The 25,136-nt window shown below is 67.7% G+C and carries 23 protein-coding genes and 1 pseudogene; 11 read left to right on the top strand and 13 right to left on the bottom strand.

Annotated elements, in window-relative coordinates; all coding sequences use genetic code 11:
- Window positions 1-3: 3 nt before the first annotated feature.
- Together boxC and ACM6LR_RS37525 are read right to left on the bottom strand one after the other, a co-directional pair.
- A complete protein-coding gene (gene boxC, locus ACM6LR_RS37530; RefSeq protein ID WP_414945488.1) occupies window positions 4-1,596 on the bottom strand; it encodes a 2,3-epoxybenzoyl-CoA dihydrolase in 1,593 nt (530 codons plus the stop codon).
- A 32-nt stretch (window positions 1,597-1,628) separates the two neighbouring features.
- Entirely contained in the window at window positions 1,629-2,066 is a 438-nt protein-coding gene (locus tag ACM6LR_RS37525; protein ID WP_414941543.1) for a hypothetical protein, read from the bottom strand.
- 192 nt (window positions 2,067-2,258) lie between these two features.
- Between ACM6LR_RS37525 and ACM6LR_RS37520 the strand changes: the two genes are divergently transcribed.
- Window positions 2,259-4,160, top strand: coding sequence for an ABC transporter ATP-binding protein (locus ACM6LR_RS37520; RefSeq protein ID WP_414945487.1), 1,902 nt, complete (start codon window positions 2,259-2,261; stop codon window positions 4,158-4,160).
- A gap of 13 nt (window positions 4,161-4,173) precedes the next feature.
- Window positions 4,174-5,058 (top strand): alpha/beta fold hydrolase, encoded by an 885-nt coding sequence (locus tag ACM6LR_RS37515; protein WP_414945486.1) that lies wholly within the window; start codon window positions 4,174-4,176, stop codon window positions 5,056-5,058.
- Here ACM6LR_RS37515 and ACM6LR_RS37510 read toward each other — a convergent pair.
- Together ACM6LR_RS37510 and ACM6LR_RS37505 are read right to left on the bottom strand one after the other, a co-directional pair.
- The gene (locus ACM6LR_RS37510; protein WP_414941540.1) at window positions 5,039-5,800 is read right to left on the bottom strand and encodes a 2-keto-4-pentenoate hydratase; all 762 of its coding nucleotides are present in this window, start codon (window positions 5,798-5,800) and stop codon (window positions 5,039-5,041) included. The genes ACM6LR_RS37515 and ACM6LR_RS37510 overlap by 20 nt on opposite strands.
- Complete coding sequence (locus tag ACM6LR_RS37505) at window positions 5,797-6,594, bottom strand: 2-keto-4-pentenoate hydratase (protein ID WP_414941539.1); 798 nt, start codon at window positions 6,592-6,594, stop codon at window positions 5,797-5,799. The genes ACM6LR_RS37510 and ACM6LR_RS37505 overlap by 4 nt, the downstream gene beginning before the upstream one ends.
- 130 nt (window positions 6,595-6,724) lie before the next feature.
- On the opposite strand from ACM6LR_RS37505, the gene ACM6LR_RS37500 reads away from it, so the two are divergent.
- From ACM6LR_RS37500 to ACM6LR_RS37480, 5 genes are all read left to right on the top strand, one after another.
- A complete protein-coding gene (locus tag ACM6LR_RS37500; RefSeq protein ID WP_414941538.1) occupies window positions 6,725-7,297 on the top strand; it encodes a hypothetical protein in 573 nt (190 codons plus the stop codon).
- A gap of 366 nt (window positions 7,298-7,663) precedes the next feature.
- Window positions 7,664-8,071, top strand: coding sequence for a CoA-binding protein (locus ACM6LR_RS37495; RefSeq protein WP_414941537.1), 408 nt, complete (start codon window positions 7,664-7,666; stop codon window positions 8,069-8,071).
- A gap of 281 nt (window positions 8,072-8,352) precedes the next feature.
- On the top strand, window positions 8,353-9,135 hold the full coding sequence (locus ACM6LR_RS37490) for an IclR family transcriptional regulator (RefSeq protein WP_414941536.1): 783 nt from the start codon (window positions 8,353-8,355) through the stop codon (window positions 9,133-9,135).
- A gap of 236 nt (window positions 9,136-9,371) precedes the next feature.
- On the top strand, window positions 9,372-10,244 hold the full coding sequence (locus tag ACM6LR_RS37485; RefSeq protein WP_414941535.1) for a nuclease: 873 nt from the start codon (window positions 9,372-9,374) through the stop codon (window positions 10,242-10,244).
- A gap of 121 nt (window positions 10,245-10,365) precedes the next feature.
- Window positions 10,366-10,761 carry a sigma factor-like helix-turn-helix DNA-binding protein gene (locus ACM6LR_RS37480; protein ID WP_414941534.1) on the top strand — a complete coding sequence of 132 codons (396 nt, stop codon included), beginning with the start codon at window positions 10,366-10,368 and terminating at the stop codon, window positions 10,759-10,761.
- Window positions 10,762-10,941: 180 nt separating this feature from the next.
- Here the strand turns inward: ACM6LR_RS37480 and ACM6LR_RS37475 are convergent, their stop codons facing one another.
- Window positions 10,942-12,210 (bottom strand): RNA polymerase sigma factor, encoded by a 1,269-nt coding sequence (locus ACM6LR_RS37475; RefSeq protein ID WP_414945485.1) that lies wholly within the window; start codon window positions 12,208-12,210, stop codon window positions 10,942-10,944.
- Window positions 12,211-12,240: 30 nt separating this feature from the next.
- A complete protein-coding gene (locus ACM6LR_RS37470; protein WP_414941531.1) occupies window positions 12,241-12,657 on the bottom strand; it encodes a YciI family protein in 417 nt (138 codons plus the stop codon).
- Between the two features lie 152 nt (window positions 12,658-12,809).
- On the opposite strand from ACM6LR_RS37470, the gene ACM6LR_RS37465 reads away from it, so the two are divergent.
- Window positions 12,810-13,796 (top strand): small ribosomal subunit Rsm22 family protein, encoded by a 987-nt coding sequence (locus ACM6LR_RS37465; RefSeq protein ID WP_414945484.1) that lies wholly within the window; start codon window positions 12,810-12,812, stop codon window positions 13,794-13,796.
- 313 nt (window positions 13,797-14,109) lie between these two features.
- Here the strand turns inward: ACM6LR_RS37465 and ACM6LR_RS37460 are convergent, their stop codons facing one another.
- Together ACM6LR_RS37460 and ACM6LR_RS37455 are read right to left on the bottom strand one after the other, a co-directional pair.
- Window positions 14,110-15,009 carry a LysR family transcriptional regulator gene (locus ACM6LR_RS37460; protein ID WP_414941529.1) on the bottom strand — a complete coding sequence of 300 codons (900 nt, stop codon included), beginning with the start codon at window positions 15,007-15,009 and terminating at the stop codon, window positions 14,110-14,112.
- A 259-nt stretch (window positions 15,010-15,268) separates the two neighbouring features.
- The gene (locus ACM6LR_RS37455; RefSeq protein WP_414941528.1) at window positions 15,269-15,892 is read right to left on the bottom strand and encodes a sigma-70 family RNA polymerase sigma factor; all 624 of its coding nucleotides are present in this window, start codon (window positions 15,890-15,892) and stop codon (window positions 15,269-15,271) included.
- A gap of 300 nt (window positions 15,893-16,192) precedes the next feature.
- Between ACM6LR_RS37455 and ACM6LR_RS37450 the strand changes: the two genes are divergently transcribed.
- Complete coding sequence (locus ACM6LR_RS37450) at window positions 16,193-17,380, top strand: beta-1,3-glucanase family protein (RefSeq protein WP_414945483.1); 1,188 nt, start codon at window positions 16,193-16,195, stop codon at window positions 17,378-17,380.
- Here the strand turns inward: ACM6LR_RS37450 and ACM6LR_RS37445 are convergent.
- The 3 genes from ACM6LR_RS37445 to ACM6LR_RS37435 all read right to left on the bottom strand — a co-directional run bounded on the left by ACM6LR_RS37445 (window position 17,377) and on the right by ACM6LR_RS37435 (window position 21,329).
- On the bottom strand, window positions 17,377-19,620 hold the full coding sequence (locus ACM6LR_RS37445) for a terpene synthase family protein (protein ID WP_414945482.1): 2,244 nt from the start codon (window positions 19,618-19,620) through the stop codon (window positions 17,377-17,379). The genes ACM6LR_RS37450 and ACM6LR_RS37445 overlap by 4 nt on opposite strands.
- Window positions 19,621-19,725: 105 nt before the next feature.
- Window positions 19,726-20,496: a DUF3800 domain-containing protein gene (locus tag ACM6LR_RS37440; protein WP_414941525.1), complete on the bottom strand. Its 771-nt coding sequence runs from the start codon at window positions 20,494-20,496 to the stop codon at window positions 19,726-19,728.
- 41 nt (window positions 20,497-20,537) lie between these two features.
- Complete coding sequence (locus ACM6LR_RS37435; protein WP_414945481.1) at window positions 20,538-21,329, bottom strand: ArsR/SmtB family transcription factor; 792 nt, start codon at window positions 21,327-21,329, stop codon at window positions 20,538-20,540.
- A gap of 315 nt (window positions 21,330-21,644) precedes the next feature.
- Between ACM6LR_RS37435 and ACM6LR_RS37430 the strand changes: the two genes are divergently transcribed.
- On the top strand, window positions 21,645-22,187 hold the full coding sequence (locus ACM6LR_RS37430; protein ID WP_414941676.1) for a hypothetical protein: 543 nt from the start codon (window positions 21,645-21,647) through the stop codon (window positions 22,185-22,187).
- Between the two features lie 206 nt (window positions 22,188-22,393).
- Entirely contained in the window at window positions 22,394-23,701 is a 1,308-nt protein-coding gene (locus tag ACM6LR_RS37425) for a serine hydrolase domain-containing protein (protein ID WP_414945480.1), read from the top strand.
- Window positions 23,702-24,181: 480 nt separating this feature from the next.
- Here ACM6LR_RS37425 and ACM6LR_RS37420 read toward each other — a convergent pair whose 3' ends face one another.
- Complete coding sequence (locus ACM6LR_RS37420) at window positions 24,182-24,949, bottom strand: IclR family transcriptional regulator (RefSeq protein ID WP_414941521.1); 768 nt, start codon at window positions 24,947-24,949, stop codon at window positions 24,182-24,184.
- A gap of 38 nt (window positions 24,950-24,987) precedes the next feature.
- A pseudogene (locus ACM6LR_RS37415) lies at window positions 24,988-25,136 on the bottom strand (C4-dicarboxylate transporter DctA); the annotation flags it as partial.

Genomic DNA, 25,136 nt, shown 5'->3' with positions numbered 1-25,136 from the left:
GGTTCAGACCCGTTTCCTGTCGAAGACGGCCTTCTGACCAGTACCGTAGCGACGCAGCGCGCCTTCGGGACCGGATGCGTTCGGACGGGTGAAGATCCAGTTCTGCCAGGCGGCGAGCCTGCCGAAGATCTTGCTTTCCAGCGTCTCAGGGCCGACGAACCGATGGTTCGCCTCCATTCCGGTCAAGGCGTCCGGGCTGAGCGAGGCCCGTCCTTCCAGCGCGATCCGGATCTCGTCCTCCCAATCGAGGTCGTCCGGGGCGTCGGTGACCAGGCCGAGTTCGTTCACCTCGGCCGGACTCAGCGGTTTGCCGCACTCTTCCGCGAGCCTGGTGACGTGATCCGGGTCGCCGAAGAACCGGGACTCGAGGCGGGATAGGCCGTTACCCATCGGGAAGCGGCCGAAGTTGGCTTCGGACAACGTGACCGACGCACGTTCTTCACTGTCTTCGTCGTCGATCGGCGGACCGTCCAAGATGTACTGCCGGTCCGCGGCGAGCGCGAGTTTTAGCAGGATCCCGGCGAAGCAGCTGCCAGGCTCGATGAGCGCGATCAGGCTGCGACCGGTGACGTCGAGCCGCTTCAGCGTCCGCTTGAAGTAGTGGACGATTTCGTTGCTCACACAGTCTTTCGCGTCGAACGCGGCGCGTTCGTGCGCGAGGACCTCGGCGGGGTCGCCTTCGGTGCGGAGCACCCAGGTACCGAGTTCGGGTTCGTTGGCACGCAGGCGAAGGATGACGTCGTCCAGCTCGCGGGTGACGTCCAGTAACCAGCCGTCGTCGTCTTCAGGCCCCTTCACGGTGATCGTCGCTTCGGCCGAACCAAGGGCGACGTCGACATAGCGATGTGTCAGCGGCGCCAATTCGACACCTACGCCGTCGAGCCGCTCGCTCGTCCGCGTGAGTTCCCGCGCCCTGGCCAGCACGGCGTCGCGGAATCCCTGCCGCGGCACGAGTTCGTCGACGAGCCGCCACTCGACGGCGGTCCGCCCCTTCACGCCGTCAGGACGGGTGGCGAAGACGTCGGCGAGATCCCGCCGCACCCCGCGTTTGTCGACCACCCTGGTGAGCCCGCCGGTTCCAGGGAGAACGCCGAGGAGCGGGACCTCTGGCAGGGCGACGGTCGAGGAGTTGTCGTCGACCAGCAGGATCTTTTCGCAGGCGAGCGCGATCTCGTAACCGCCGCCGGCACAGGTGCCGTTGACCGCGGCGACGTAGAGCTGCCCGGAGTGCGCGGTGGCGTCCTCCATGGCGTTGCGGGTCTCGTTGGTGAACTTGCAGAAGTTCACCTTCCACTCGTGCGACGACGACGCCAGCATGCGGATGTTCGCGCCGGCACAGAAGACGTTGTCCTTCGCGCTGGTCACGATGACCACGCGGACCTCGGGATGTTCGAACCGCAGCCGCTGTGTCGCGTCGTACAACTCGATGTCGACACCGAGGTCGTACGAGTTGAGCTTGAGCTCGTAACCCGGTACGAGACCACCGTCGGCGTCGACATCGAGTTCGAGCCACGCGACGTCGCCGTCGGTGGACAGGTTCCAGTGCCGGTAGCCGCTGGGATGACGTTCGAACGTCACCGATGTGGTCCGCGTCACCCCACCGATTGTCTACATCGCACTGATCATCGTCAATGTTGTGTAGAAAGTTGGTCAGTCACGGTCACCCGGTTGAGCTTCGCCGCCGCCCAGGTCACGAAGGCCCAGAGCAGCAGCGCGGCCGCCGTGTCAGTGTAGATCGTGGCGAACCAGAAGGCCGGAATCTGCGGCACGGCCACGAGGAAGTGGCCGAGGCTCGCCAGCCCGGACAGCGAGAAGACCATCAGGAAGGCGAGCGCCCGCCAATAACGTCCGCGCAGGTAGTCGCGGTAGCCGAGCACGCCGAACGTGGTGAAGAGGATGTAGGCGACGACGACCAGGGTGGCGGTGACGCCGACCGAGATCCCTTCGACCTGCGGGTAGTCCGCCGCCCTGAGCACGTTGTGCGCATAGTGCAGCGTGGTGGACAGCAGCGTGAAGGCCAGGATCAGCCGCAGCGCGGTGAGCCCCTTGCCCTGAAGAACGTCCATGTTCGCCCCCTTGCGATTTGATAGATCGCTCTAGCGAGAGCGTAGCGCATGGTGGGCTGGAGCTGAAGGGGACTTTCCCCGCATGCGATGCGGGGAAAGCGCCCTTCACCGCTTGAGACGCGGGCATGGCGTCCTTCAGCCCCCACCGGCGGGCGGTCGGAAATGTCGGTGGGGGCGCGTAAAGAAAGAGGAGTGCCCGAAGCGACCGTGCCCCTGATCGGGGTCGAGAACCTGAAGATGCCCGAGTGGGCCACGCCCGACGAGAACGTGGCCGACGCGGGGATGGTCAAGGCCATCCGCGCGCTCCCGTCCGCCATGGCCATCGTGCTGCGGCTGGCCTGGCGGACGTCGGCGCGGCTGACCCTGCTGGCCGCCGTCGTCCACGTCCTTTCCGGCTGTGTCACCGCGTTCGGCCTGCTGGCCACGGCGAACGTGTTCACCGCGCTGCTGGAGAACGGGCCCACGCCGGACAGGGTGGTGGAATCGCTGCCCGCGCTGGCGATCGTCGTCGGCACCTACGCGGTCCGCGCGCTGCTCGACACGGTGGTCGCCGCGGTCGAGGGCGCGCTCCGGCCGCGGGTCGTCACTTCGGCGGGCGACGAGGTCACCGCCGCGATGGTCCGGGTCCGGTTGCTGGCCTTCGAGGACGCCGACTTCCGGGAACTGGCCAGACAGGGCGCGCGGTACGGGGTCCGGTCGATCGAGATGAGCTTGCGCTGGATCGCGGATCTGACGTCGGCGCTGATCTCGCTGATCGCCGCGCTGGTGGCGGCGGGCCTGCTCAACCCGTGGCTCGCGCCGGTGCTGCTGCTCGCGGCGGCGGCGGACGGCTGGGCGGCGGCCAAGGTCGCGCGGCTGAACTACCGCCACTACCTCGACACCGTCGGCCGGAACATCCGGAAGGGCATCGTCGAAGAGGTGGCCACCTGGCGCACCTTCGCCCTCGAACGGCACGCGCTCACCCTGCAGGAGCCGTTGCTCCGTGAATACCGGCGGATCACCGAAAGCCTGATGCGCGAGGAGGTCCGGCTCGCGCATCGCAGCAACCTGGTCCGGCTGACCGGCCGCGCGGCGGCCGGGGTCGGCACCGCGATCGCGTATCTGGTGCTCGGTCTCCTGCTCTACAACGGGCAGATGGAGCTCGCCCTCGCCGGGACGGCCGCGCTCGCCATGCGGACGGCGTCGAACTCGCTGTCCATCACGATGCGCGCGGTGAACGCCCTGTACGAGGAGTCGTTCTACATCGCTTTCTTCCACCGGCTGCTTTGGGAGTCCGAAAAACGCAGCCCGCTGAAGGACGGGGTCACCGCTCCGCCTGATCCGGCGGAGATCCGGCTGGAAAACGTCAGTTTCACCTATCCCGGCCAGGAAACCCCCGCGTTGCGCGAGGTTTCGCTGACCATCCGGCGCGGCGAGGTGATCGCCCTCGTCGGCGAGAACGGTTCGGGCAAGACCACGCTGGGCAAACTGCTCACCGGGCTGTACCCGCCCTCGGAAGGAAAGGTGTCCTGGGACGACGTCGATCTCGCGGGCGCCGATCACGAGTCGGTGCACGCGAACATCGCCGTGATCGCCCAGGATCCCGCCGAATGGCCGATGACAGCGGAGCACAACGTGACCGTCGGCAGACTCGGCCGGGAGGACCCGGAACGCGCCGCCTGGCACGACGCGATCACCTCCTCCGGCGCCGACGAGGTGATCGAATCCCTGCCCACCAAAGAGAAAACGGTGCTGTCCAAGAAGTTCAACGACGGGCAGGACCTCTCCGGCGGGCAATGGCAGCGGATGGGCATCGCCCGCGGGATCTACCGTGACGCCGCCGTCCTGGTCGCCGACGAGCCGACGGCCGCGCTCGACGCGAAAGCCGAGGCCCGGGTCTTCGCCGGTTTGCGGCACGCGAGCGTCTCCGGGTCGGGCAGGCGCACGACGGTCCTGGTGACCCACCGGCTGGCCAACATCCGTTCCGCGGACCGGATCCTGGTGCTGGAGAAAGGGCGGCTGATCGAACAGGGCACGCATGCCGAACTCATCGAGGAAGGGGGTCTCTACCACGAGCTTTACGAGATCCAGGCTCGCGCGTATCGCGGCGGGTAGTCACACTGTCCCGATGCCGGAGACAATCGCCGAAGTGAACGGCAACGAGCTGTGTTACGAGACGTTCGGATCGCCGGAAGGCAGGCCGTTGCTGATGATCATGGGCCTGGCCTCGCAGATGATCTGGTGGGACGACGAACTCTGCGAGAACCTCGCGGCGAGGAGGTTCTTCGTCATCCGCTACGACAACCGGGACGCCGGCCGGTCCAGCCGGATGTCCGGACGGGTGAGCCTGCCGCTGGCCTACGCCCTGCGCACGGCGCCGTACTCGCTGAAGGACATGGCGGACGACGCCGCCGCGTTGCTGGACGAACTCGGCGTCGAGAGCGCGCATGTCGTGGGCGCGTCGATGGGCGGGATGGTCGCGCAGACACTGGCCATCGAGCATCCGGCACGGGTGCGTTCGCTGACGTCGATCATGTCGACCACCGGGAACCGGTTCGTCGGGCGCCCGAGCGCCAAGGCGATGCTGATGCTGCTTTCGGCTCCTCCGCGTGATCGCGAACAGTACGTCGACTCCCTGGTGCGCACGTTCCGCGTCATCGGTTCGCCGGGCTACCCCTTCGACGAGTCCCGGATGCGTGAACGCGCGGAACGGTCCTTCGATCGCGGCGTCAGTCCCGGCGGCACCGCGCGGCAGCTGGCGGCGATCGTGTCGAGCCGGGATCGTTTCCGCGCGTTGCGGAAACTCACCGTGCCCGCCCTCGTCGTGCACGGTTCGAAAGACCCGCTCGTCCACGTCTCCGGCGGCCGGGCCACCGCCCGCGCGCTGCGGGAGTCCGAATTGGACGTCGTCCCCGGCATGGGGCACGATCTCCCGCGCGCGATCTGGCCGCGGCTGGTACGCGGCCTGGTCCGGCCGGCCGGCCGCGCCGAGGTCAAGACCCGGCCAGCGTGATCGAGCCCAAATGCGAGAAGTGCGCCGCCACCCGTGAACCCGGGCGCAGCTCGACGGCGTCGGTCATCCCGCCGGTGAGCACGATCCAACCCGGCTCCAAGGCGAGCCCGCGCGCACCGAGGGCGTTGGCCGCCAGCGCCAGGGCCTCCGCCGGATGGCCCTGCACGGCGGCGCCGGTGGCGGTGTCGACGATGGCCCCGTCGACCTCCAAAAGCACCGCCTCCAGCGAAAGATCCAGCGTGGAAGGCGCGACGCCGACCGGACCGAGCGTGAAGTACGCGGAGAAACCGTTGTCCGCCACGGCGTCCGGCAGCTTGAACCGGTAGTCGCGGTACCGGCTGTCGATGATCTCGACGCCCCCGTGGACCCGGTCCACCGCCGCCATCGCGGTCGCCGCGGTCACGCCGGGGCCCGCGAGTCGTTTCCCCAGCACGAAAACCAGCTCGGGCTCCGCACGCGGGTGGATCAACGACGGCACTCCGGCGCCGGCGGGCAGGACCATCGCGTCGGTCAGCCACGCGAGCAACGGCGAGTCGACACCCATGCTTCGCCGCATCGCCCGTGAGGTCATGCCCAGCTTGACTCCGACGACGGTCTCACCGCGCGCCCGCCGAAGCCGCAAAGCCTCGTCCTGGATCGCGTACGCGGTATCGACATCCAAAGCGGGCCACGCGTCGGTCAGCGGCTCGCGTTCTTCCCCGGACAGCAGCGCTTCCGCCGCCTCTCGCACACCAAGGCTCACGGCCGCTCCTTCCCGGAGAACTTCGCGGTGACACTGCCGAGCCCCGCCATCGTCGCGACGACGGTGTCGCCAGGGCTCACCGGGATCGCGCGCGTCATCGAACCCGGCAGGACGACATGCCCCGGTTCGAGTGCGACACCGAGCGGCCCGACCGTGTTCGCGAGCCACACCAGCGCGTTCACCGGTGAACCGAGGACGGCGCCACCGGCACCGGTGGCCGCGATCCCGCCGTTCCGGTGCAGGACGCACCCCACCAGCCGCAGGTCGAGGTCGCCGATCGCGGTCGGCCTGCCGCCGAGGACGACCCCGCCCGAGGACGCGTTGTCCGCGATGGTGTCGACGATGCTGATCTTCCAGTCCTGGATGCGAGAATCGACGATCTCCAGCGCCGGGACGACGAAGTCCACCGCCCGCAGCGCGTCCGCCACCGTGACGCCGGGGCCGCGCAGCCGCGAGCCGAGCACGAACGCGATCTCCGGTTCGATCTTCGGCTGCAGGAAACCGCCGATCGGGATCGGCTGGTGTTCGAGGTGGAACATCGAGCCGGTCAACTGCCCGTAGTCGGGCTGGTCGACACCCATCTGCCGCTGCATGGCGGCGGAAGCGAGACCGACCTTGTGCCCGCGAACGCCGTCGCCGCGTTCGGCCCAATGGCGGACGAGCCGCTGCTGGATGCGGTACGCGTCCTCCAGGGTCGCGGCGGGATACGTCTCGATCAGCGGCGCGATCGGCTTGCCGGTCTCGTACGCGCTGAGCAGCGCGGCCGCGGCCTCCTGCAGCGTGCTGGTGTCCATGGGCTCCTTCCGACAGCCGAACTCTGCCCCCTCACCCTGGCCCGCACAAGACGCCCGTTCCACTGGCCGGTACGGCGAGATTGGGCCGAAAGTGTCTTGTGCGACCGCGATCATCACCTAGCCTGCTCCCATGTCCGACTGGTCCCTCTCACGGGCGAAGACGAGGATCGACCGGCGTGAGGAGCTCGACGAGCTCACCGCGCGCATCCGGTACGAGGTGCGGGTGCATCTCAACGAGCCCACGGCGCACACGGCCTACGACGAGCTGACCGACATCTTCGCCATCGGGCACGCGGAGTGTTCAGCGCTGCTGAAGCACCGCCGCGTCCTGCCGCTGTGGGAACGGCTGCTGCTCAGCCGCTACACCCGCCGCCTGTACGGCAAGGCGCTCGCGGGGACCGTGGGTGACCTCCCCGCCGACGCGGGGCCCGCTCCCGCGACCGCGTTCGGCCAGGAGATCGCCTCCCTGGCCCCGGATTCCGGTGACACCGGCGCGAAGTACGACATGCAGGGCCGTGGCCTGGTCAACGTCTTCCGGATCGCCGCCGGGAGGCACGGTGAGAGCTGGCCGGACCGCCACGACGTCGCGTCGACGTCCGCGCGCAGCGTCCTGACCTGTTCCGCGGTCTTCCTGCGGCGCCGCGCCTGGCACGTCGTCTGGCCGGTGTACCGGGTGCGCGGCCTCCGGTTGTGGAAGCTCTAGGAAGACCAGGAGCTGAAGGGGATTTCCCCTCGTCTCTCGCCAGGGCAACGGCAAAGTCGAGATCTCGCAAGTCAAGCGGGTCGTGAGTGGCGTTTCGGCTGCTGGCGAGGAGGCCGAAGGCTTCCTCGCCGTTTCGTGGCGACGGCCACAGCGAGGCGGATTTCGTAGGTGGTCTGGGGCTTGTTCATGAAGGAATCGGGACGCTCGATGTCCCGATTCCTCCATGGACGCGGGTGGCACTCGAGGGTAGGCGAATACCGTCCGCACTCACGCTGTTCACCACTCACGACCAGCCAGCACTCGCACGCGAGGAAGCCCCCTTCAGCCTCCAGGAATTCCCGTACGCCCACCGTGGTTGAACCCGGTATGACCGATCGCGCCACCGAAATCCTCGCCGGATCGAAGACGATCGCCGTCGTGGGGCTGAGCCGCGATCCGGCCAAGTCCTCGCACGGGGTCGCCGCCGTGCTGCAGGCACACGGGTTCCGGATCATCCCCGTCCATCCTTCGGCCGACGAGCTGCTGGGCGAGAAGGCCTACCGCTCGCTCACCGACATCCCGGAGCCCGTCGACCTCGTCGACGTCTTCCGCCCGTCCGAGGACACTCCGCCGATCGCCGAACAGGCCGTCGCGATCGGCGCGAAGGCGCTCTGGCTGCAGCAGGGGATCGTCTCCGCCGAGTCCCGCCGGATCGCCGAAGAAGGCGGCTTGGACTACGTCGAAGACCGCTGCACGGCGGTCGTCCGAGCGGTCTCGAACCTCTCGGTGCGTTAGAAACGGACTCCACGACCGAAACCCTCGCCGCGATTTCCGGCGAGGGTTCTTTCATATCCGTGAACAGAAAAATGACCCCTGAAGTCATACACCGAACCGGGACCGACGAATGGATTGGTCCAAACCGGTGATCTTGACCAGATGCCCCGAGCTGGGAAAACTTGTCCGGTCGACAGTTTGTTAAGAAACCTTCCCAACGTCGGATCGAGCTGTTAACGTCCGAATCCGCTTAGCGGCAACAGGTACCGGCCATCGGTACCCCGGTCCAACGGAGGGGCGAAGTGGGCACACCACGGGGCCTGGATTCCAGTGGCACACTCGAGCGCGGACTAGCGGTTCTCGAGCACGTCGGCCAGAACCAGGAGATTTCCACCAACGCGATCGCCAGGCAACTGGGTCTCTCCCGGAGCGCCGCCTACCGCATCGTCGGCACCCTCAAGAACCTCGAATACCTCGAAGCCGATCGCGCCACCGGCCGCGTGCGGCTCGGCACCCGGCTGGTCGAACTCGGCGCCCGCGCGATGGCGGCGACCGATCTCCACCGGTGCGCGCCGCGGTATCTCGCGTCGCTCGCCGAACGGAGTGGGGAGACGACGTATCTCGCCGTCCCGGACAACGACACGATGGTCTACGTCGCCACCGAACGCAGCGCCAACGCCGTCACCCTCGCCTGCCGCCTCGGCACCCGCCGCCCGCAGCACGCGACTTCGCTGGGCAAGGCGTGGCTGGCGGCACTGCCCGAACAGGACCGGGTCGAACGCATCCGCCGGATGAAACTCGACAGCCTCACGCTCAAGACGATCAACGACCCGGCCCGGCTCCTCGACGACCTGGCCAGGACGAGCCGTCGCGGCTGGGCCGTGGACGAGGTCGAGAACGAGCCCGACGTCGGCTGCGTTGCCGCCGCCGTCCGCGACCACACCGGACGGCCGATCGCGGCGATCAGCATCGCGGGCCCGGCGGGCCGGGTGCTCCGCCGAACCGACGAACTGGGCGCGACCGTGGCGGGCACGGCCGCCGCGTTGTCGCTCCGGCTGGGGTACGTGCGGGCGCGAAGGGCCTGAGGTGGCCGGCGGCGTTGCCGATCATCGTGCTCCTGGCAGTTCGTCGTCGGTGACCGGGTCACGCCAGCGGTACGAGAAGTCGGTCATCCGGGCAGCATCCCCGAAATGATCATTTCGCGTCAATCATTGGAAGATCTCCGAGAATGTCCACAATGGTCATCTGATCTTTACCGGCGACTGGTCTGGATGGATGAACGGATGGTTCGTTCACCCGAATGAGAACTACCGTCGTCCTCATGCCCATGACGCTGATCAAAGGTACGTTCCAGCTTGCCGGAGCCTCACCGGACGGCGATTCGGTGCGGTTCTATCCCGAAGACCCCGAGGCGACCAAGAAAGCGGGCCTGAAGGTCCGGCTCAATTCCCGGGGCGGGATGCAGTTGCGGCTCGACGCGATCGACGCGCTCGAAACGCATTACCAGGCCAGGGGAACCGGCGGGATGTGGCACCAGCCCGCGGAATTCGCCGACGCCGCCGCGGCGAACCTGCTGAAGGCTCTCGGCTTCGAAACCGTCGAACGCGACGAACGGGGAAGAGTCACCTCCTCGACCCCGATCAAGGTATCGGGTCACATACTGACGCGATTCGCGGACAAATACGGACGAGCGGTGGCGTTCGCCTTTCCCGGACAACGGCCGGGAAGGTCGGCGGACCTTTCCAGGGTCCATCTCGACGTCAAAACACTGAAGAACTCCGCGAACCACCGCCAGGTCGCGGACGGACTCGCCTACCCGACGTTCTATTCACTGCTTTTCCCCGATCTCCGTGACGCCTTGGCCGAAGCGGCGGGCAAGGCACGTCAAGACGGACTCGGGCTGTGGCCGCACGACGTCACGAACTCCGGGTTCAAGCTCTCGTCCCGGCGGCAGCTGGCCGACGAGCTGGTGATCCTGCCGAAACTGTTCCGGCGGCTCGTCGACTACCTCGCGCTCGACGAAAGCGGCGGGGTCTCCTTGACCGGGTTCTCCGACTTCCTCGATTCCCGCGACGACCGGTTGTTCACCGTCCCGGACGGGCACGCCACGGAATTCGAGACCTTGGTGAGCGTGAAACGACAGACCGTGCGTCTGACGATCGAACCGGAGCGGATCGTCTTCATCGAGGCCTGAAACGCCCGGTGTGGGCAAAAAGACCGTACCTGCGTCCCCCTCCGCCGTGCTCATCTGAAAGGTGGAGAGGGAGCCGATGCGAGTACACGGTTCGCGGCGGTCGGAGGAGGCCGGCGGGCGGATGGAGACAGCCTCGAAACTCAGGGACGCCATCCGCGTCCTGGTGGTGCGCTACTGCCGGGCGCGGATCGGACGAAGATCGGGAACTTACGACGCCGCCGACGCGGTCGCGAAGAACACTTGTCTCGCGATCGTCGCCAGCGCGGGCGAGGCGCCCGCGCCCCTCGCGTTCGCCTATGACGTCGCGCGCGGCCACGTCGACGATTTCCACCGGACCGCCGCCGAACTGCCGAATCCGCTTTCGGGGCTGCCGGGGCAGCAACGCGAGATCATGGTGCTGCGGTCGCTCGTCGGGCTTTCCACCGACGACACCGCGCTGGCGCTCGGGTGCTCCGTGCAGGCCGTCCGGCTTGGCCAGCACCGCGCCCTGACCGCCCTGCGCCCCGCCCCCGCCTGACCCTGCTCGCGTGGCCGACGGTGGGGTGATGGGGCCCTTCGCCTCGTCTGATGTGGCGAAGGACGCCTTCGGCCCAAGGTCGGTGGCGGGTCGTGAGTAGGGAGTCGCGTGGCTCTCAGTGACTGATGGCCCGTGTCCTGAAGGCCCCCTTTGAGACGTTGACCGGCCCCAAGGGAGCCGTCACGCACCGCACTCGGCAGCGCGGTTCAGCAGCAGGGTGCGCTCCCGGTCGTTCCCGGTCATCTCGGCCGCGCGCTCGAACTCGGCGCGGGCCTCGTCGAGACGGCCGAGCTTCGCCAGAAAGTCGCCGCGCACGCTCGGCAGCAGGTGATACGACTTCAGCGCGGGCTCCGACGTCAGCTTGTCGACGACCTCGAGCCCCGCCTCCGGCCCGAAGGCCATCGATAGCGCCACCGCCCGGTTCAGCTCGATCACCGGCGACGGGTTCAGCTTCCCGAGCCCTTCGTACAGGACCGCGATGCGGCCCCAGTCGGTCTCCTCACCCGTCCGGGCCCGCGCGTGGCAGGCGGCGATGGCGGCTTGGGCCGCGTAGACGCCGAAAGCGCCGTCCGCGAGCGACTCGGCGAGGTCCAGCGCCGCGAGACCGCGGCCGATCAGGAGCCGGTTCCATTTGGCCCGGTCCTGATCCATCAGCAGGACGGGCTCACCGTTCGGCCCGACGCGCGCGGCGGACCGCGAAGCCTGGATCTCCATCAGCGAGACGAGCCCGTGCACCTCGGGTTCCTTCGGCATGAGCCCGGCGAGGATCCGGCCGAGCCGCAGCGCCTCCTCGCACAACCCCGGCCGCATCCAGTCCTCGCCCGCCGTCGCCGAATAACCCTCGTTGAAGATCAGGTAGATCACTTCGAGCACGGACGAAAGCCGCGCGACCCGGTCCTCGCCCTCGGGCACCTCGAACGGCACCTTGGCATCGCCGAGGGTCTTCTTCGCCCGGACGATCCGCTGCGCGATGGCGGTTTCCTTGGCGAGGAACGCCCGCGCGATCTCGTGCGTCTGGAGTCCGCCGATCATCTTCAGCGTCAAAGCCACCCTGGCCTCGGTCGAGAGCACCGGGTGGCAGGCGGTGAACACCAGTCTCAGCAGGTCGTCCTCGATGTGGTCGTCGAGGCCCGAGGTGAAGTCGGGTTCCTCCTCGAACTCCTGGTCGCGGCCGATCTCGCCGAGTTTCCGCTCGTATCGTTCGTTGCGCCGGAAGGTGTCGACGGCGCGGCGTTTCGCCGTGGTCATGAGCCAGGCGCCCGGATTCCTCGGGACGCCTGAATCAGGCCACTGTTCGAGCGCGGCGACCAGCGCGTCCTGCGCCAGTTCCTCGGCGAGGCCGACGTCGCGCGTCATCCGCGCGAGACCGGCGATGAGGCGGGCCGATTCGATCCGCCACACCGCGTCGATCGCCGACCGGGGGTCTGCTGTTGCCGTCACGCCGACCAATCAACATCGTCGGCGCGACGACCGCAACCACTAGTTCGCCTCGGCCTGCTTCCGCAGGTTCTGCTCGTGCTCGATGATCTCGGGGGTGGCGTTGTCGAAATCCTCCAGCTCGGCGATCTGGCGGATTTCGATCTCGCCCTCGCGGAACGGCGCGCGCTTCATCCACTCGACGACCTCGGCCCTGTCCTTGACCTGCAGGATCCAGAAACCCGCGATGAGTTCCTTGCTCTCGGCGAAGGGTCCGTCGACCACCCTGGCCTCGGTGGTGCCGGAGTACTGGATACGGAAACCCTCGGCGCTGGGGAGCAGCCCTTCACCCGCGAGCATGACACCGGCCTTGACCAGCTCCTCGTTGAACTTCCCCATCTCCTGCAGGTCCTCGGCGCTCGGCTGCGCGCCTGCCGCGTCGGTCTGCTCGTCGCTCTTGACAATCACCATGAACCGCATTTCGCGTCTCCGTTCCCGGCGGGGCTCGTCCCTGCCACATCTACGCGTCGATCGGGCACCCCCGGTTTCGACACGGTCCCCGAAACTTTTTCCGCGAGTATTCGAGCAGCCGGAAAACCCCAGGTCAACCGCACATGAAACAATCTGCCGTCGTGGCCGCACTCCCCTCAGATCTCCGCTCCGCCCTCGACGCAGAGCTGAACAAGTACCCGCAGACCAGGCTGACGCAGACCGTCGAGCGGCTCAGCTCGCGCTACCGCGAGAACAACCCGGCGACGGCTCCAATCCTGTCCACCGACGCGGACATCGTCGCGTACGCGGGTTACCGGATGCCGGCCACCTACGCGGCCGTACACACTGTTCTTGCCGAAGCCGCCCTCCGCGCTCCTGGGTTCGCTCCGCGCACGCAGATCGACGTCGGAGGCGGGACCGGTGCCGCGATCTGGGCGGCGGCCGAGGTGTGGCCGTCGCTGGAGGAGAGCACCGTCGTCGAGCAGGTCCCCGGCGCGATCGCACTGGGGCGGCGGCTCGCGGGGAACGCCGGCGGCAAGGCCGTCCGCGGCTCGACCTGGCAGCGCGGCCTGATCGACCCGGCCGGGCCCGCGCCGGACGCCGACCTGGTGACCCTCTCCTACGTCCTCGGAGAACTGCCCGAAGCCCGCCGGGCCGACACCGTCCGCTGGCTTTCGGCGAAGGCCGGGATGCTGGTGCTGATCGAGCCCGGCACCCCCGCGGGTCACGAACGGATCGTCGAAGCACGGGACCGACTCGTCGCACTCGGCCTCTCCCTGGTCGCGCCCTGCCCGCACGAAGGCGCCTGCCCCATCCCGCGCGGCAAGGACTGGTGCCATTTCTCCGCCCGCCTCCCGCGCACCGTCCTGCACCGCCAGCTCAAGTCCGGGACGCTCGGCTTCGAGGACGAGAAGTTCTCCTACGTCGTCGCCTCACGCACGACGCCGGAGCGCGCCGAGGGCCGGATCCTGCGGCATCCGGTCAAACGCAAGGGCATGGTCAGCCTGTCCCTGTGCGCCGAATCCGGGCTCACCGAAACGATCGTCACCAAGCGGCACGGCCAGGCCTACCGCGCGGCCCGCGACGCCGAATGGGGCGACGCCTGGCCAGTTCAGTCCCCCTCGTGAGCGGTAAGACCGGTTAGAGCCAAAGGTGGCTCAGGTACCTACGCGGTGCGCGGATGGCGGTTTCGCGTGATTGGCGGGACGACTCACGTGACCAGATGGACGACCCGCGTGTCGTCGTCCAGTCACGCGTGTCGTCCATCCCGTCACGCGAAACGGCCAGCCAGGCAAGGGTTTCGTAAGTGTCAGGGACGGTTATTGAGAGGTAGGCGAAGCTGTCGTGTTCGAGCGCGGTGCCGGTGACCGGTCCCGCTGCCGGGCCGCGGGCCGTGTCCCGCACGAGGAGATCCGGGAGGGGGTGGCTTTGCCTTGCCACTCACGAGACGCGACGCGCCAGGCCGCCGATGACGGTGAGCAACGCGCCCAGCGCCGGATTGTCGTTGCCCCGCCGCCACATCAGTTCGAGTTCCACCGGACGGCCCTCGATACCGTCCACCGGACGGAGCACGACACCCTCGAACCGCAGCGCGGCCGCCGCGGCGGGCACCAAGGCGACGCCGAGGTCCGCCTTGACCAGTGCGAGCACCGTGTGCACCTGGCTGGGGTACTGCGTGTACTCCGGCAACACCCGCGCCGCGCGGAACACCGCCACGAGCACATCGTGGAAATACCGGCCTTCCGACGGCGAGTACATGATGAACGGCTCGCCGTCGAAGTCGCGGACGTCGGGATTCTTCTTACGCCGCGCCAAAGGATGTGCCGACGGCAAGGCAGCCAGCAGCGGTTCCCGCCACAGCGGCAGGGTCACGATGTCGCCGCCGGTGACCGGCGGCCGGATCATGCCGACGTCGATCCCGCCCGCCAGCACTTCCTCCACCTGCGCCGACGTCACCATTTCCCGCAGCACCAGATCGACGCCGGGCAAGTCGGCGCTCGCCGCGGCGAGTACGCGTTCGAGGTACGAATACGCCGCGGTGGCGGTGAAACCGAGCGTGACGACCCCGACCTCGCCCTTCTTCGCCCGGCGGACGTACAGCGTCGCCTCCTGCGACGAGCGCAGTATTTTCCTTGCCTCGGCGAGAAAAACCCTTCCGGCGGGTGTCAGCCGGACCGTGCGGTGCGTACGGTCGAAAAGCTCGACCCCCAGTTCGCGTTCCAGCAACTGGATCCGCCTGCTCAACGGCGGCTGGGTCATCGAAAGCCGCTCCGCCGCACGGCCGTAATGCAGTTCCTCGGCCACCGCGACGAAACTCACCAGTTGCTCCAGGGAGAACACCTATCCAGTTTAAGTATCGATCCATGGCGAACAAGCGCCGAATCGGTATCGTTCCCGCCGCATCCGGCTCGAAAGAACACCAATCGCCCGTTCAGCCGGTTCCGGCTTCCCCGTCCGCGCCTAGGCTTGGAAACCAGCGTTCGTGGCTCAGGCCCTCGGCGACGGCGCCGACGGCGAGCTCTGGAGGGGGCATGTGCGTTCGCATTCTCGAAACCCGGGCCAAGCGGGAAAATCCGCTTTTCCGGCTGTTGATCCGTATTCAGCTCAAGGCGTCCTGGCGTTGAGCGCAGGCGCGCAGCCTGCTGATCGCCCGGTGTTTGGTCACCCGCACCCGTGACGAGGTCGTGTCGAGCGCCGCGGCGGTCTCGTTCGACGTCAGCTGGCCGATCACCCGCATTCCCAGCACTTCCCGGTGGGAGACCGGCAACATCCGCATCAGCCTGCCGAGCCGGACCCCGAGATCGTCCCGCAGGGCGCGCTCTTCCGGTTCCTCCGCGGCGACGGCCGGGTGCTCCGGGAGTTCACCGGTCGGGACCTGCCTGTTCCGCGCCGCCTTCCGGAAGACGTCGGCGACCTTGTTCGCCGCGATGGCACGCAGGAGGAACAGGAAGGAACCGCCGCGCAGGCCGTAGCCGGGAACCGCGACGAAGACCGCGAGGCAGATCTCCTGTGCGACGTCGGCCGGTTCGAGGTAGGTCAGGTCGTGACCGCCGAGCCGGGTTTCGGCGTACTGCCGCGCCCATGGCGTGAGGGCGGCCATGAGGTCGTCCATGGCGTGGCACTCGCCGCCCGCCGCGGACTTGGCGAGATCGTCCCAGCCGGCGGGGGAAATCCACGGCTCGCCCTCGCCGGTTCTTCGCACCTCGAAAACGTCGTCACTCATGCCCTGCTCCCCATGGACGAGAGAACTCTGTCGCCGGGGTCCAGGACGCAACGCGGACAACGGTAGTCGAGGAATCCGGCCACCTCAATCGACGAAGGCCGGCGATGAATTGTCCGCCTCGGCGCGAAACCGGACAGGTTCCCACATGTGGTCTGGACATGTTGGTATTCGCGACGTAACTTTCCGTGTTGAGACCCCTCGCCAAGGTCTCGCCAAGACCGGGAACGCGCCCCCGGCCGACATCCGCGAGCACCGTCGCGCCCAGCGTTCGCGCGGCGGGATTCAGCCGAGGAGTGAACTGTGCGCATCCGTCAGAAGATCCGGCGCGTCTTGACCGCGTTGGCGGTCGCTTTCCCACTGGTCACCGGGGTTTCGGCGCTTTCGGCACCCACCGCGGTCGCCGCGGGCCCCGATCCGCTGCCGCTGACCGTCATCAACGATTCGAACCGCTCGGACGCGGTCTACCTCTACGTGCTCGGCACGAACCTCAACACCGGCAGGCTCGGCTACGTCGACGCCGGCGGCGCCTTCACCCCGTGGCCACCCGGCGCGAACCCGCCGAGCCCAGCCCCGGACGTCGCGATCGCGGGCCCCGGCAACGGTGGCTCGACGACGATCAAGATCCCGCGGATGCTCTCGGGCCGCGTCTACCTGTCGTTCGGGCAGAAGATCAAGTTCTTCCTGACCCCGGACGGGCTGGTGCAGCCGGCGCCGTGGGCGGGTGGTGACCCGAACCGGGACATCCTGTTCGACTGGAGCGAGTTCACCTACGACAACGGCGGCCTGTTCATCAACAGCTCGCAGGTCGACATGTTCAGCGTTCCGCACGCGGTCGGGCTGACCAATGGCGCCGGCGTGAACAAGGAGGCCGGACGCCTCAAGGCGGGCGGCCGCGAGAACATCTTCAACGCCGTCCATGGCCAGTCCGGTTTCTCGAACCTGGCCTACAACCGGCTGCGGGTCCTCGCGCCGGGCAAGGGTCTCGACTCCGGCAAGTTCAGCGGGAGCTACCTCGACGGCTACGTCACGAACGCCTGGAACACCTACAAGTCGACACCGCTGACCGTGGTCCCGTTCGAGGCCGAACCCGGCAGGAAGTTCACCGGCCGGACCGGCGGGGACGATGTCATGCGCTTCACGAACACCTCGGGCGCGACGGTGGCGTCGTTCGGCAAGCCGAGCACTCGTGACGTCTTCGACTGCGACGGCAGGCTGCAGGCACCGAACGACCAGGTCGTCGGCCCGATCGCGCGGACGCTGTGCGCGGCGCTGCACCGGTCGACCCTCGGTTCCCTGCACACGCAGCCGACCTACGATGCCGGCCAGTTCTACAAGCAGTCCGTCACCGACCACTACTCGCGGATCGTCCACGAGCAGATGGTCGACGGGAAGGCGTACGGATTCGCCTTCGACGACGTCGGGCACTTCGAGTCGCTGGTACACGACGGCGATCCGCGCGCCGCGCGGATCGCCTTGACCGCGTTCTAGGAGTTCACTCCCGCCCCGCTCCCGATCCGCCAGGCCGACAAGCCGATACCGCTCGGTTTGAACGAGAACACCGGCGGTTCGGGAGTGCGGGTGCGTTCCAGCTCGTGCGGCATGTACCGCACGCATTTCCGGTGCCATTCCAGGATTCCCGACATCCAGTACTTCATGTGGTCGGCGTATCCGGTCAGCGAGGCGCGGGCGTCGTCGTCGAGCCCGAGGTCGTCGCACATCCGCGGCAGGTCCTCGTCCGCGAGCTGTTCGAACTGTTCCATCCGCGCGTTCATCAGCTTGGCGGCGTAGTCCCTGGCCTGGAACCGGTCCACGTCGAGGAAGCGCTCGACGACGTGGACGAGGTTGTGCACCTCGCCCTCGTATTCGATCTCCTTCTGGTACGAGAACAGGTCGTTGGTGAAGGTCCCGTAGTCCTGCGCCGCGGTGTCGAGTTCGTGCAGGACCCGGTTCTGGAAGATCTCCGGCGCCACGACGTCCCCGAGTTCGAGGAGGGCGAGGCTCTTCGTCAGGTCGGAACCGAACGTCCGCCGCCGCATCTCCACGTAGTCGACCGGGTCGGGGACGCGGTTCTGCGCCTGGTTCAGCACCTCCCAGACCCAGCTCGCGGTCATGCTCTCGATCGCCACCCGGAACTCCGCGCGCGCGTGCGGGCTCAGCGGTCCCGCGGTGCGGTTCCACAGATCGGCGAGGCCGACTTCGACCGGGTTCGCGGGCTCCGGCACCGGTTCGCCGTCGAGCGGCATGAACAGGGAGAGCCGGTCGTTGCAGAGCTTCGCCGCGGCGGGGTCCCGCCGCAGCCCGAAGAGCAGCGGGAAGTAGTCGTCGCCGTAGGTGCCCCAAGCGAGCCAGTCCGACGACAGTTTCAGCCGTTCGAAGTCCGCGTCCGCGTGGATCATCGCCGCGCAGTGCGGGAAGTCGAAACCGCGGAACCGGCGTTCGTCCCAGACCCCGCCCTGTTCGAGGCCCGGCACCGCGTCGAACATGCCCATCGCCCGCGCCCAGGTCGGGGCGTACTCCCGCGCGGCGGCGAGATGCGGGCTGGTGCGGACCGGGTACGGCATGCGGAATTCGGGCAGCGGCAGATGTCCCACCGGCGCGAACGGGGCTGGCGCCTGCTGCCGCGTCCGCTGGACCAGGCCCAGCCTGTTCGGCGAGAGACGCAACGACTCCGTGCCGAGTCCCGTCGGGCCGCCCAGCACGCCGCCGACGCCGTTCGCGCCCGAGACCGGGCCCTCGTTCATGTACCGGCTCGACTTCGCGTGCCATTCGTGGCCGCCGGACTGCCAGTCCTGCAGGCCCTTGACGTACCGGCCGATCCCGATCTGTTCGGGCGGCGGGACGTCGTGTTCGGCCAGCAGCGCGGGCACCTCGACGAGCGCGGTGTTCTCGAACTGCTGCAGCCGCGAGGTCAGCAGGTCGTTGGTGAGTTCGGCGGCCTCCTGCGTCGAGCAGTCGAGGAACTTCTCGAAGACGAGGACGGCGTTGGAGTTCTCGCCTTCCTCACGGACTTCGCGCTGGTAGGAGAACAGGTCGTTGCGCAGGTGGACGGCGTCGGCGAAGGTGTCGCGCAGGACCTCCAGCGGCCTGGTCGCCGCGACCTTGTCCGGCACTTCGGCGCCGACCGCGTACTCGATCAGGTTGGCCGACCACGGTGCCCCGCCGACGCGGCGGCGCATCTGGATGTACTCGATGGGATTCGCGATACGGCCGCGGTCGATGTTGTCCAGTTCCCACAGCGATTCGACCATCAGGTTGTGCGTACTGACGACGAAACGCCGCCGCCAGGCCTCCGTCATCGACGGGATGGTGCGCGCCCAAAGGTCCTTGAGCCCGGCTTCGGCGGGATTCTCCGGTTCCGGCGGCGTTTCCCCTGGCCCGGTCATGAACAGTTCCAGCCGGTCCAAATAGGCCTTGGCGCCTTCGGTGTTCCGGGTGTACTTGAATTGCGCGAGGAAATCGTCGTCGAAGAAGAACACCCAGACGTACCAGTCCGTGACCAGATCGAGGGACGGGCCGTCACAGTCCGGATGAGTGTGCGCGCAGAGCAGCGCGTAATCCATTTTCGCCAGCGCCTGCTCCGTCCAGACGACGTCGCCGGACGGGGCCGGCGAATCGAGCATGCCCATCTGCCTTGCCCAAGCCATGCTGTGCGTCCGCGCCGCTGCCAAGTGCGGGTTTATCCGCGCCGGATGCGGCACGTAGAACTCGGGCAAGGTGAAAGCCTGCATCTGCGAGTGCCTCCCGTACGCGGTGTCGAATAAGACTCGACATTTCCAGCCGACCGGTGCGCGGGGCAACAGCCACCTGAGCGATTCGGCGTACCAAGGAGTGAATCAGTCCCAGAGGGACGCCGAGTCGACGTAGGGCGCGAGCAACGCGGTCAATACCGCGTCACCGTTCCCGTTCAGTTCGTCCTCGGCGATCCGCCGGGCGACACCGACCAGGAAATCGGCGACCTGTACTCGCGGATCGGTCCGCGAGTCCACGAACTCCAGCCCGGCAAGGCCTGGATTCGCCTCGATTTCGGCGAGCCGTTCCCCCTTGAGCGACGGCTGCTCGTCGTGGACGAGGAAGACCGGCTCGCCGTCCTCGCTCCAGCGTCCGACGGCGCGGAGGATCGCGGGGACCAGCGGATCGAGGACCTTGGCGGCCCGCAACCCGGCCACTTTCGCCCGCAGCTGTGCCGTGTCGCCGACCAGGGCGTAGAACGACCCCGCCGCCGGATCCCGCCGGTTCCTGGTCCGCAACACGTCGTTGAACGCGGCCAGGAGTTCGCCGTCCGGCGAGACGCCCCGGCCGACGAGCGTGCGGAGTTCGTTCGCCAAGAGCAGTTTCTTGTCCACGAGGTACACGTGCGCGCGATCGTGGACCGGGCCCGACGGGCCGAGGAACCATTCGAGGACCCGCCGGTGCTTCGTGCGGAGCAGGTGGTTGGCCTTGTACTCGACCGCCGGCGAGCGGATCCTGCGCCGCAGCTCGACCAGGCAGGCCGCGGCGTCCTCGATGCTCAGCCGGACTCCCGCGTGGGCGAACACGTCGGTCTGCCCGCCGATCAGTTTCTCGCCCTCGGACCCGGACTCGTCGCAAGCGATCTCCAGGGGCACGCCGCGGATACTGCCTGATGAGATCGACGGCGTCGACCCACTTACGCGGGTTCGGGCAGTGGCTCGCCGGTCTCGAGCAGCGTCTTGAGGCTCGACAGGATCGACGGCCACCCGCCCTGGACCATCTCCAGCACCGTGCTGCCCCCGTCGAAACCGTCGTGCACCACGGTCAGCTTCACCGTGTCACCGACCGGCTGGAGGTCGAATGTCACCTTCGACCGCGACTCGGCTTGAACCTTCGCCGACACGTCGTCGTCGAGCCCCACGGACTTGGCGAACTCCGGGGTGAAGGTGTGCCACGTGTAGGACAGCCGCCGGTACGGGTCGGACTCCAGCACGACCTGTTCGGCGTCCTCCTGCTTCACGCCGTGCTGCTCCCAGGCCATCGTCGACCCTGGCTTCCAGTCCGAAGTGAACTCGCAGCCCCAGTACTGCTTCGTGAAGACCGGGTCGGTCAGCGCCCGCCAAAGCCGCTCCGGCGTCGTCTTGATGTAGCTGGTGTAGACGAATTCGTTGGTACTCATGGGTTCCTGCTCCAATGCCTGCTTCAGACCAGCGAGCGCGCCGACCCGGCCCTGGTGGTACCGGTCGATCCAGCGCTCGGCGATCGCGTTGATCGGCTCCGCGTTCACGTAATGCAACTTCTCGCGGCCACGCCACACCGTGGTCACCAGATTGGCCGCCTCCAGCACGGCCAGATGCTTGCTGACCGACTGCCGCGCCATCTCCAGCCCCGCGCACAGCTCGCGCAGGGTCTGCCCGTTGCGGGCGTTCAGGTCGTCGAGCAACCGGCGGCGACTGGGGTCGGCCAGTGCCTTGAAGACCTCGTCCATGTCGCCTTCCTCGATATGCAGCCTCGCGGCTGCCTTTAACTTTAGGCAGCCGTACGGGTGCATGTCAAGCGCTGCCGTCCTCGACAGGGGCTACGGCTTGCTGCTCGGCGAAGCCATCAACTGGACCGTGCCCACGACAGCGGTGATCATCGTCGCCCGCATGGCCGTCTGCGCACCACGACCTCGGCGAAGACCAGGGAACCGTCACTGGCGAATCCCCGCGTCTGAAGGTTGCGAAGCCTGCCGAGATCTTCGACGAGTCCCTGCCGCGGCAGTACCCGGTTTCGGCAGGGCACGATGCGGGCAGCCACGGTTATGCGCGTGATTATTCAACCGTCTTACGGCACGAAGGAGGCGCGGCGGCACTGGGCGGAGACGCTGGACCGGCCGATATCGTTCCTGCGACCCCGGTATGCCGAGGCGCTGAGCGCGGATGAGCGTGCCGAGCTGATAGCCGCACACCCGGGCGGTGAGGCCCGTTTCTGGGGTGCGACCGCACAGCACGACAGAAAAATGGACAACCTCGACACAAGTGACTTCGTGCTCCTCACCGGGCAGAAGCACGTACGCGCGGCCGGGACCGTAGGCCGTTGCCTGCGCAACGACGAGCTGGCCCGCCGACTGTGGAACCCGGACCCGGCTCGCTGCTTGTGGCGCAACGTCTACACCTTCCACACCTATCATCCGACGGCGATCCCCTACGAGCACGTGTGGGCACTACCGGGCTTCACGGTCGGCGACAACTTCATGGGCCTGCGTTTCCTTGACGCGGAGAAGAGCGCGACCATCGTCACCGGGCTCGGCCTCGCGGACCTGCTCGTACACGGAGTGACCAACGCTCCACAAAGCCCAGTCTGATTCCCCCTTGCCCGTGCTCGGCAGCGTCAGTCGACCTGCCGGCCGACGCGCCGATCCGTTCCCAGGTAGCCGACATCCAGGCCGTGTCAGGGTGGTGTCAGTGCCGCGTCAGCACATTCGGCGATCGTGATCCCCGCAAGTCATCAGCACAGGTCTTCACCAGAAGGGGTCACGACATGGTGGACGGAACATCCGAGCAGGGGAACGTGCGACGCAGGACAGTCTTGGCCGGAGCACTGACCGCAGGCGCGCTCGTCGGCCTCGCCGGGCATGGCAACGCGGCCGAGGACAGCCATGACGGCAATGGCGTCGAGCACGGCTGGGGCAAGGTAGCCGACGTCTTCCGCAGGAACTTCAAGGAAAACCCCGGCGAAGTCGGCGCCGCGTGCAGCGTCTACGTGGGCGGCCGCCAGGTCGTCAACCTGTGGGGCGGCCTCGCCGACCGCGAGGCGAACCGGCCGTGGCGTAAGAACACCATCGTCCAGGTCGCGTCCACCACGAAGGGCGCCACCGCGATCTGCGCGCACATGCTGGCGCAACGCGGTGAACTGGACCTGGACGCCCCGGTCGCCCGGTACTGGCCGGAATTCGGCAACGCGGGCAAAGAGCAGATCCCGGTGCGTTGGCTGCTGTCTCACCAGGCCGGGCTGCCGATCGTCGACGGACCCCTGACCTTCGAGCAGGCCTGCGCCTGGGACCCGGTCATCCGGGCACTCGAGGCGCAGAAACCGCTGTGGAAGCCGGGAACCGAACACGTCTATCACAGCGTCACCTACGGATTCCTGGTCGGGGAAGTCGTCCGTCGCATCACCGGCAAGTCACTCGGGACGTTCTTCGCCGAGGAGGTCGCCCGTCCGCTCGGGCTGAGCGCCTGGATCGGGCTGCCCGAGAAACACGAGAACCGGGTGGCCAAACTCCACTACGCCGCCCCGTTCACCTTGGAAGAGCTGATCGCCGGCATGATCACACTGACCGGGCTGGACGCGGACACCGTCACCAGGTGGGTCAAAGCCCTCTGGGAGCCCGGCTCCGTGCAAGCCCGGGCAGGCGAACTGGGCGGCGCCCTCGACCCCACGACCGACTACTTCACCTCCCGCGCCTGGCGCGCCGCGGAGTTCCCGGCCGCGAACATGCTCGCCGACGCCCGATCGGTAGCCCGGATGTACGCCGCCACGGTGAGTACCGTCGACGGGGTCCGCCTGCTGAATCGGGCGACCGTCAAGAAAATGACCACCGTCCAGACCGACAAGACGCCGATGCACGGACTGCCACCCGGACTGAACATCCCGGCTGACCGCTCCTTCTACATGTCACTCGGATTCCACCGGGCATGCCCGCCGATGCCGATGACCGGACCGGGTTCGTTCGGCCACCCGGGCTCCGGCGGATCGATCGGCTTCGCGGACCCGGACGCCGGTGTCGGCTTCGGTTACGTCACCAACCTGTGGAACTTCCGCCCCGACGACCCCAGGGCCGCGAACCTGGCCAAGGCCGTCCGCGCCTGCCTCGGCTGACAGGCGACTACCCGACAACTGAGTACGAGCACTGAATGTCCTGTTAGGACTGTCAGGTCCGGTCCAGGCGGCGATCTTCTGGGCCGGACCTCTCGAGCGCAACCGACCCGGGCCGCTCGCCTGTCGACCGACCCGCCAAGGCGACCGTCGTGAAGTGGAATCAACGGGCGGCACACGATTGGACCTCATATCTCGAAGCTCGCCTACCCCACGGGCCCGGGATCTTAACCCTCACCGGCTGTTCGTCGCCGTCGGGCCACAAGCCGAGCATCGACGCCAAGGTTCGCTGGTCGTGGGGTCCCTGCGAGTACCCCTATCGCCCAAGGCTCCCTGCGACGGCGGGAACCTGTTGTCCTGGTATCTACGTACTGGCCGTCGGTGTTTTCCTGATGGGCACCGGAGATCGCGAGCGACGTCGGAAGCTCGGTCGCGGACGGGAGCCGAGACTCACCGCGAAAACCGTCTTGGCGTGCGTGCTGGTCACCAGGTCGGGGCACCGAGGCTGCGGGAGATCGAGCGGGCGGTCTCACGAACGGTCGCGACGAGGTCGCGACGGGGCTGTCGGTCTTCGTCGCAGATCCGCTCGATGGCGCCCGTAATCGCGATCGCGCCCACTGTGAGGTTGCGCTCGTCGTGGATGGGCGCGGCGATGGAAGCTTCCCCGTGAACGAGTTCATCGCGATCCATCGCCCAGCCCGCTGCCCGGATCAGGGTGATCTGCTGGAGCAGTTCGTCGCGCTGGATGATGGTGGCAGGTGTCTTGCCGGGCAGGTCGATGCTGCCGGCCAGGACGTCACCGCGCAGGTCGAAGCTGAGCAGGGTTTTGCCCAGCGCGCTGGCGTGGAGCGGCAGCAGCGCCCCGACCTCCAAGATCTGGAGGCTGTCATCCGGGCGGAAGACATGGTGGATGACGAGCACCTTGTTCTCGTGCACGGTGCCGATCCGGACGCTTTCACCCGAGCGAGTGGCCAGGGAATCCGCCCAGCTGAGGGCTCGGGAGCGCAGTTCATTGACGTCGAGGTAGACGTTGCCCAGGTGCAGCAGCGTCGGACCAAGCCGGTACTTCCCGCCGGCGCCGATCTGTTCGACGAACCCGACATACTGCAGCGTCTGCAGGATTCCGTGCACCGTGCCCTTGGGCAGGTTCATCGCGTGGGCCAGCTCGACGACGCCGAGCTGGCGCGACCCTGAGGCGAGCAGTCGCAGGATGGTGGCCGCGCGTTCGACCGACTGGATCCGTTCTGGCACGCTGCCACCCTAACGATGCCGCCAGCGCGACTGGAAGTTCACGACCCGTCCGGCGCCTCCTCGAACGGTGCTTGTCCGTTGAAGACCTGGTTGGCTCGTTCGCGGTCGAATTCGTTGGTCCAGTTTCCGACGAGGATGGTGGCGACGGCGTTGCCGGCGAAGTTGGTCAGGGCGCGGGCTTCGGACA

It is taken from the genome of Amycolatopsis sp. cmx-11-32 (genome assembly GCF_047608695.1).
Lineage (GTDB): Bacteria > Actinomycetota > Actinomycetes > Mycobacteriales > Pseudonocardiaceae > Amycolatopsis.
This window is presented reverse-complemented; position numbering and strand designations above follow the sequence as displayed.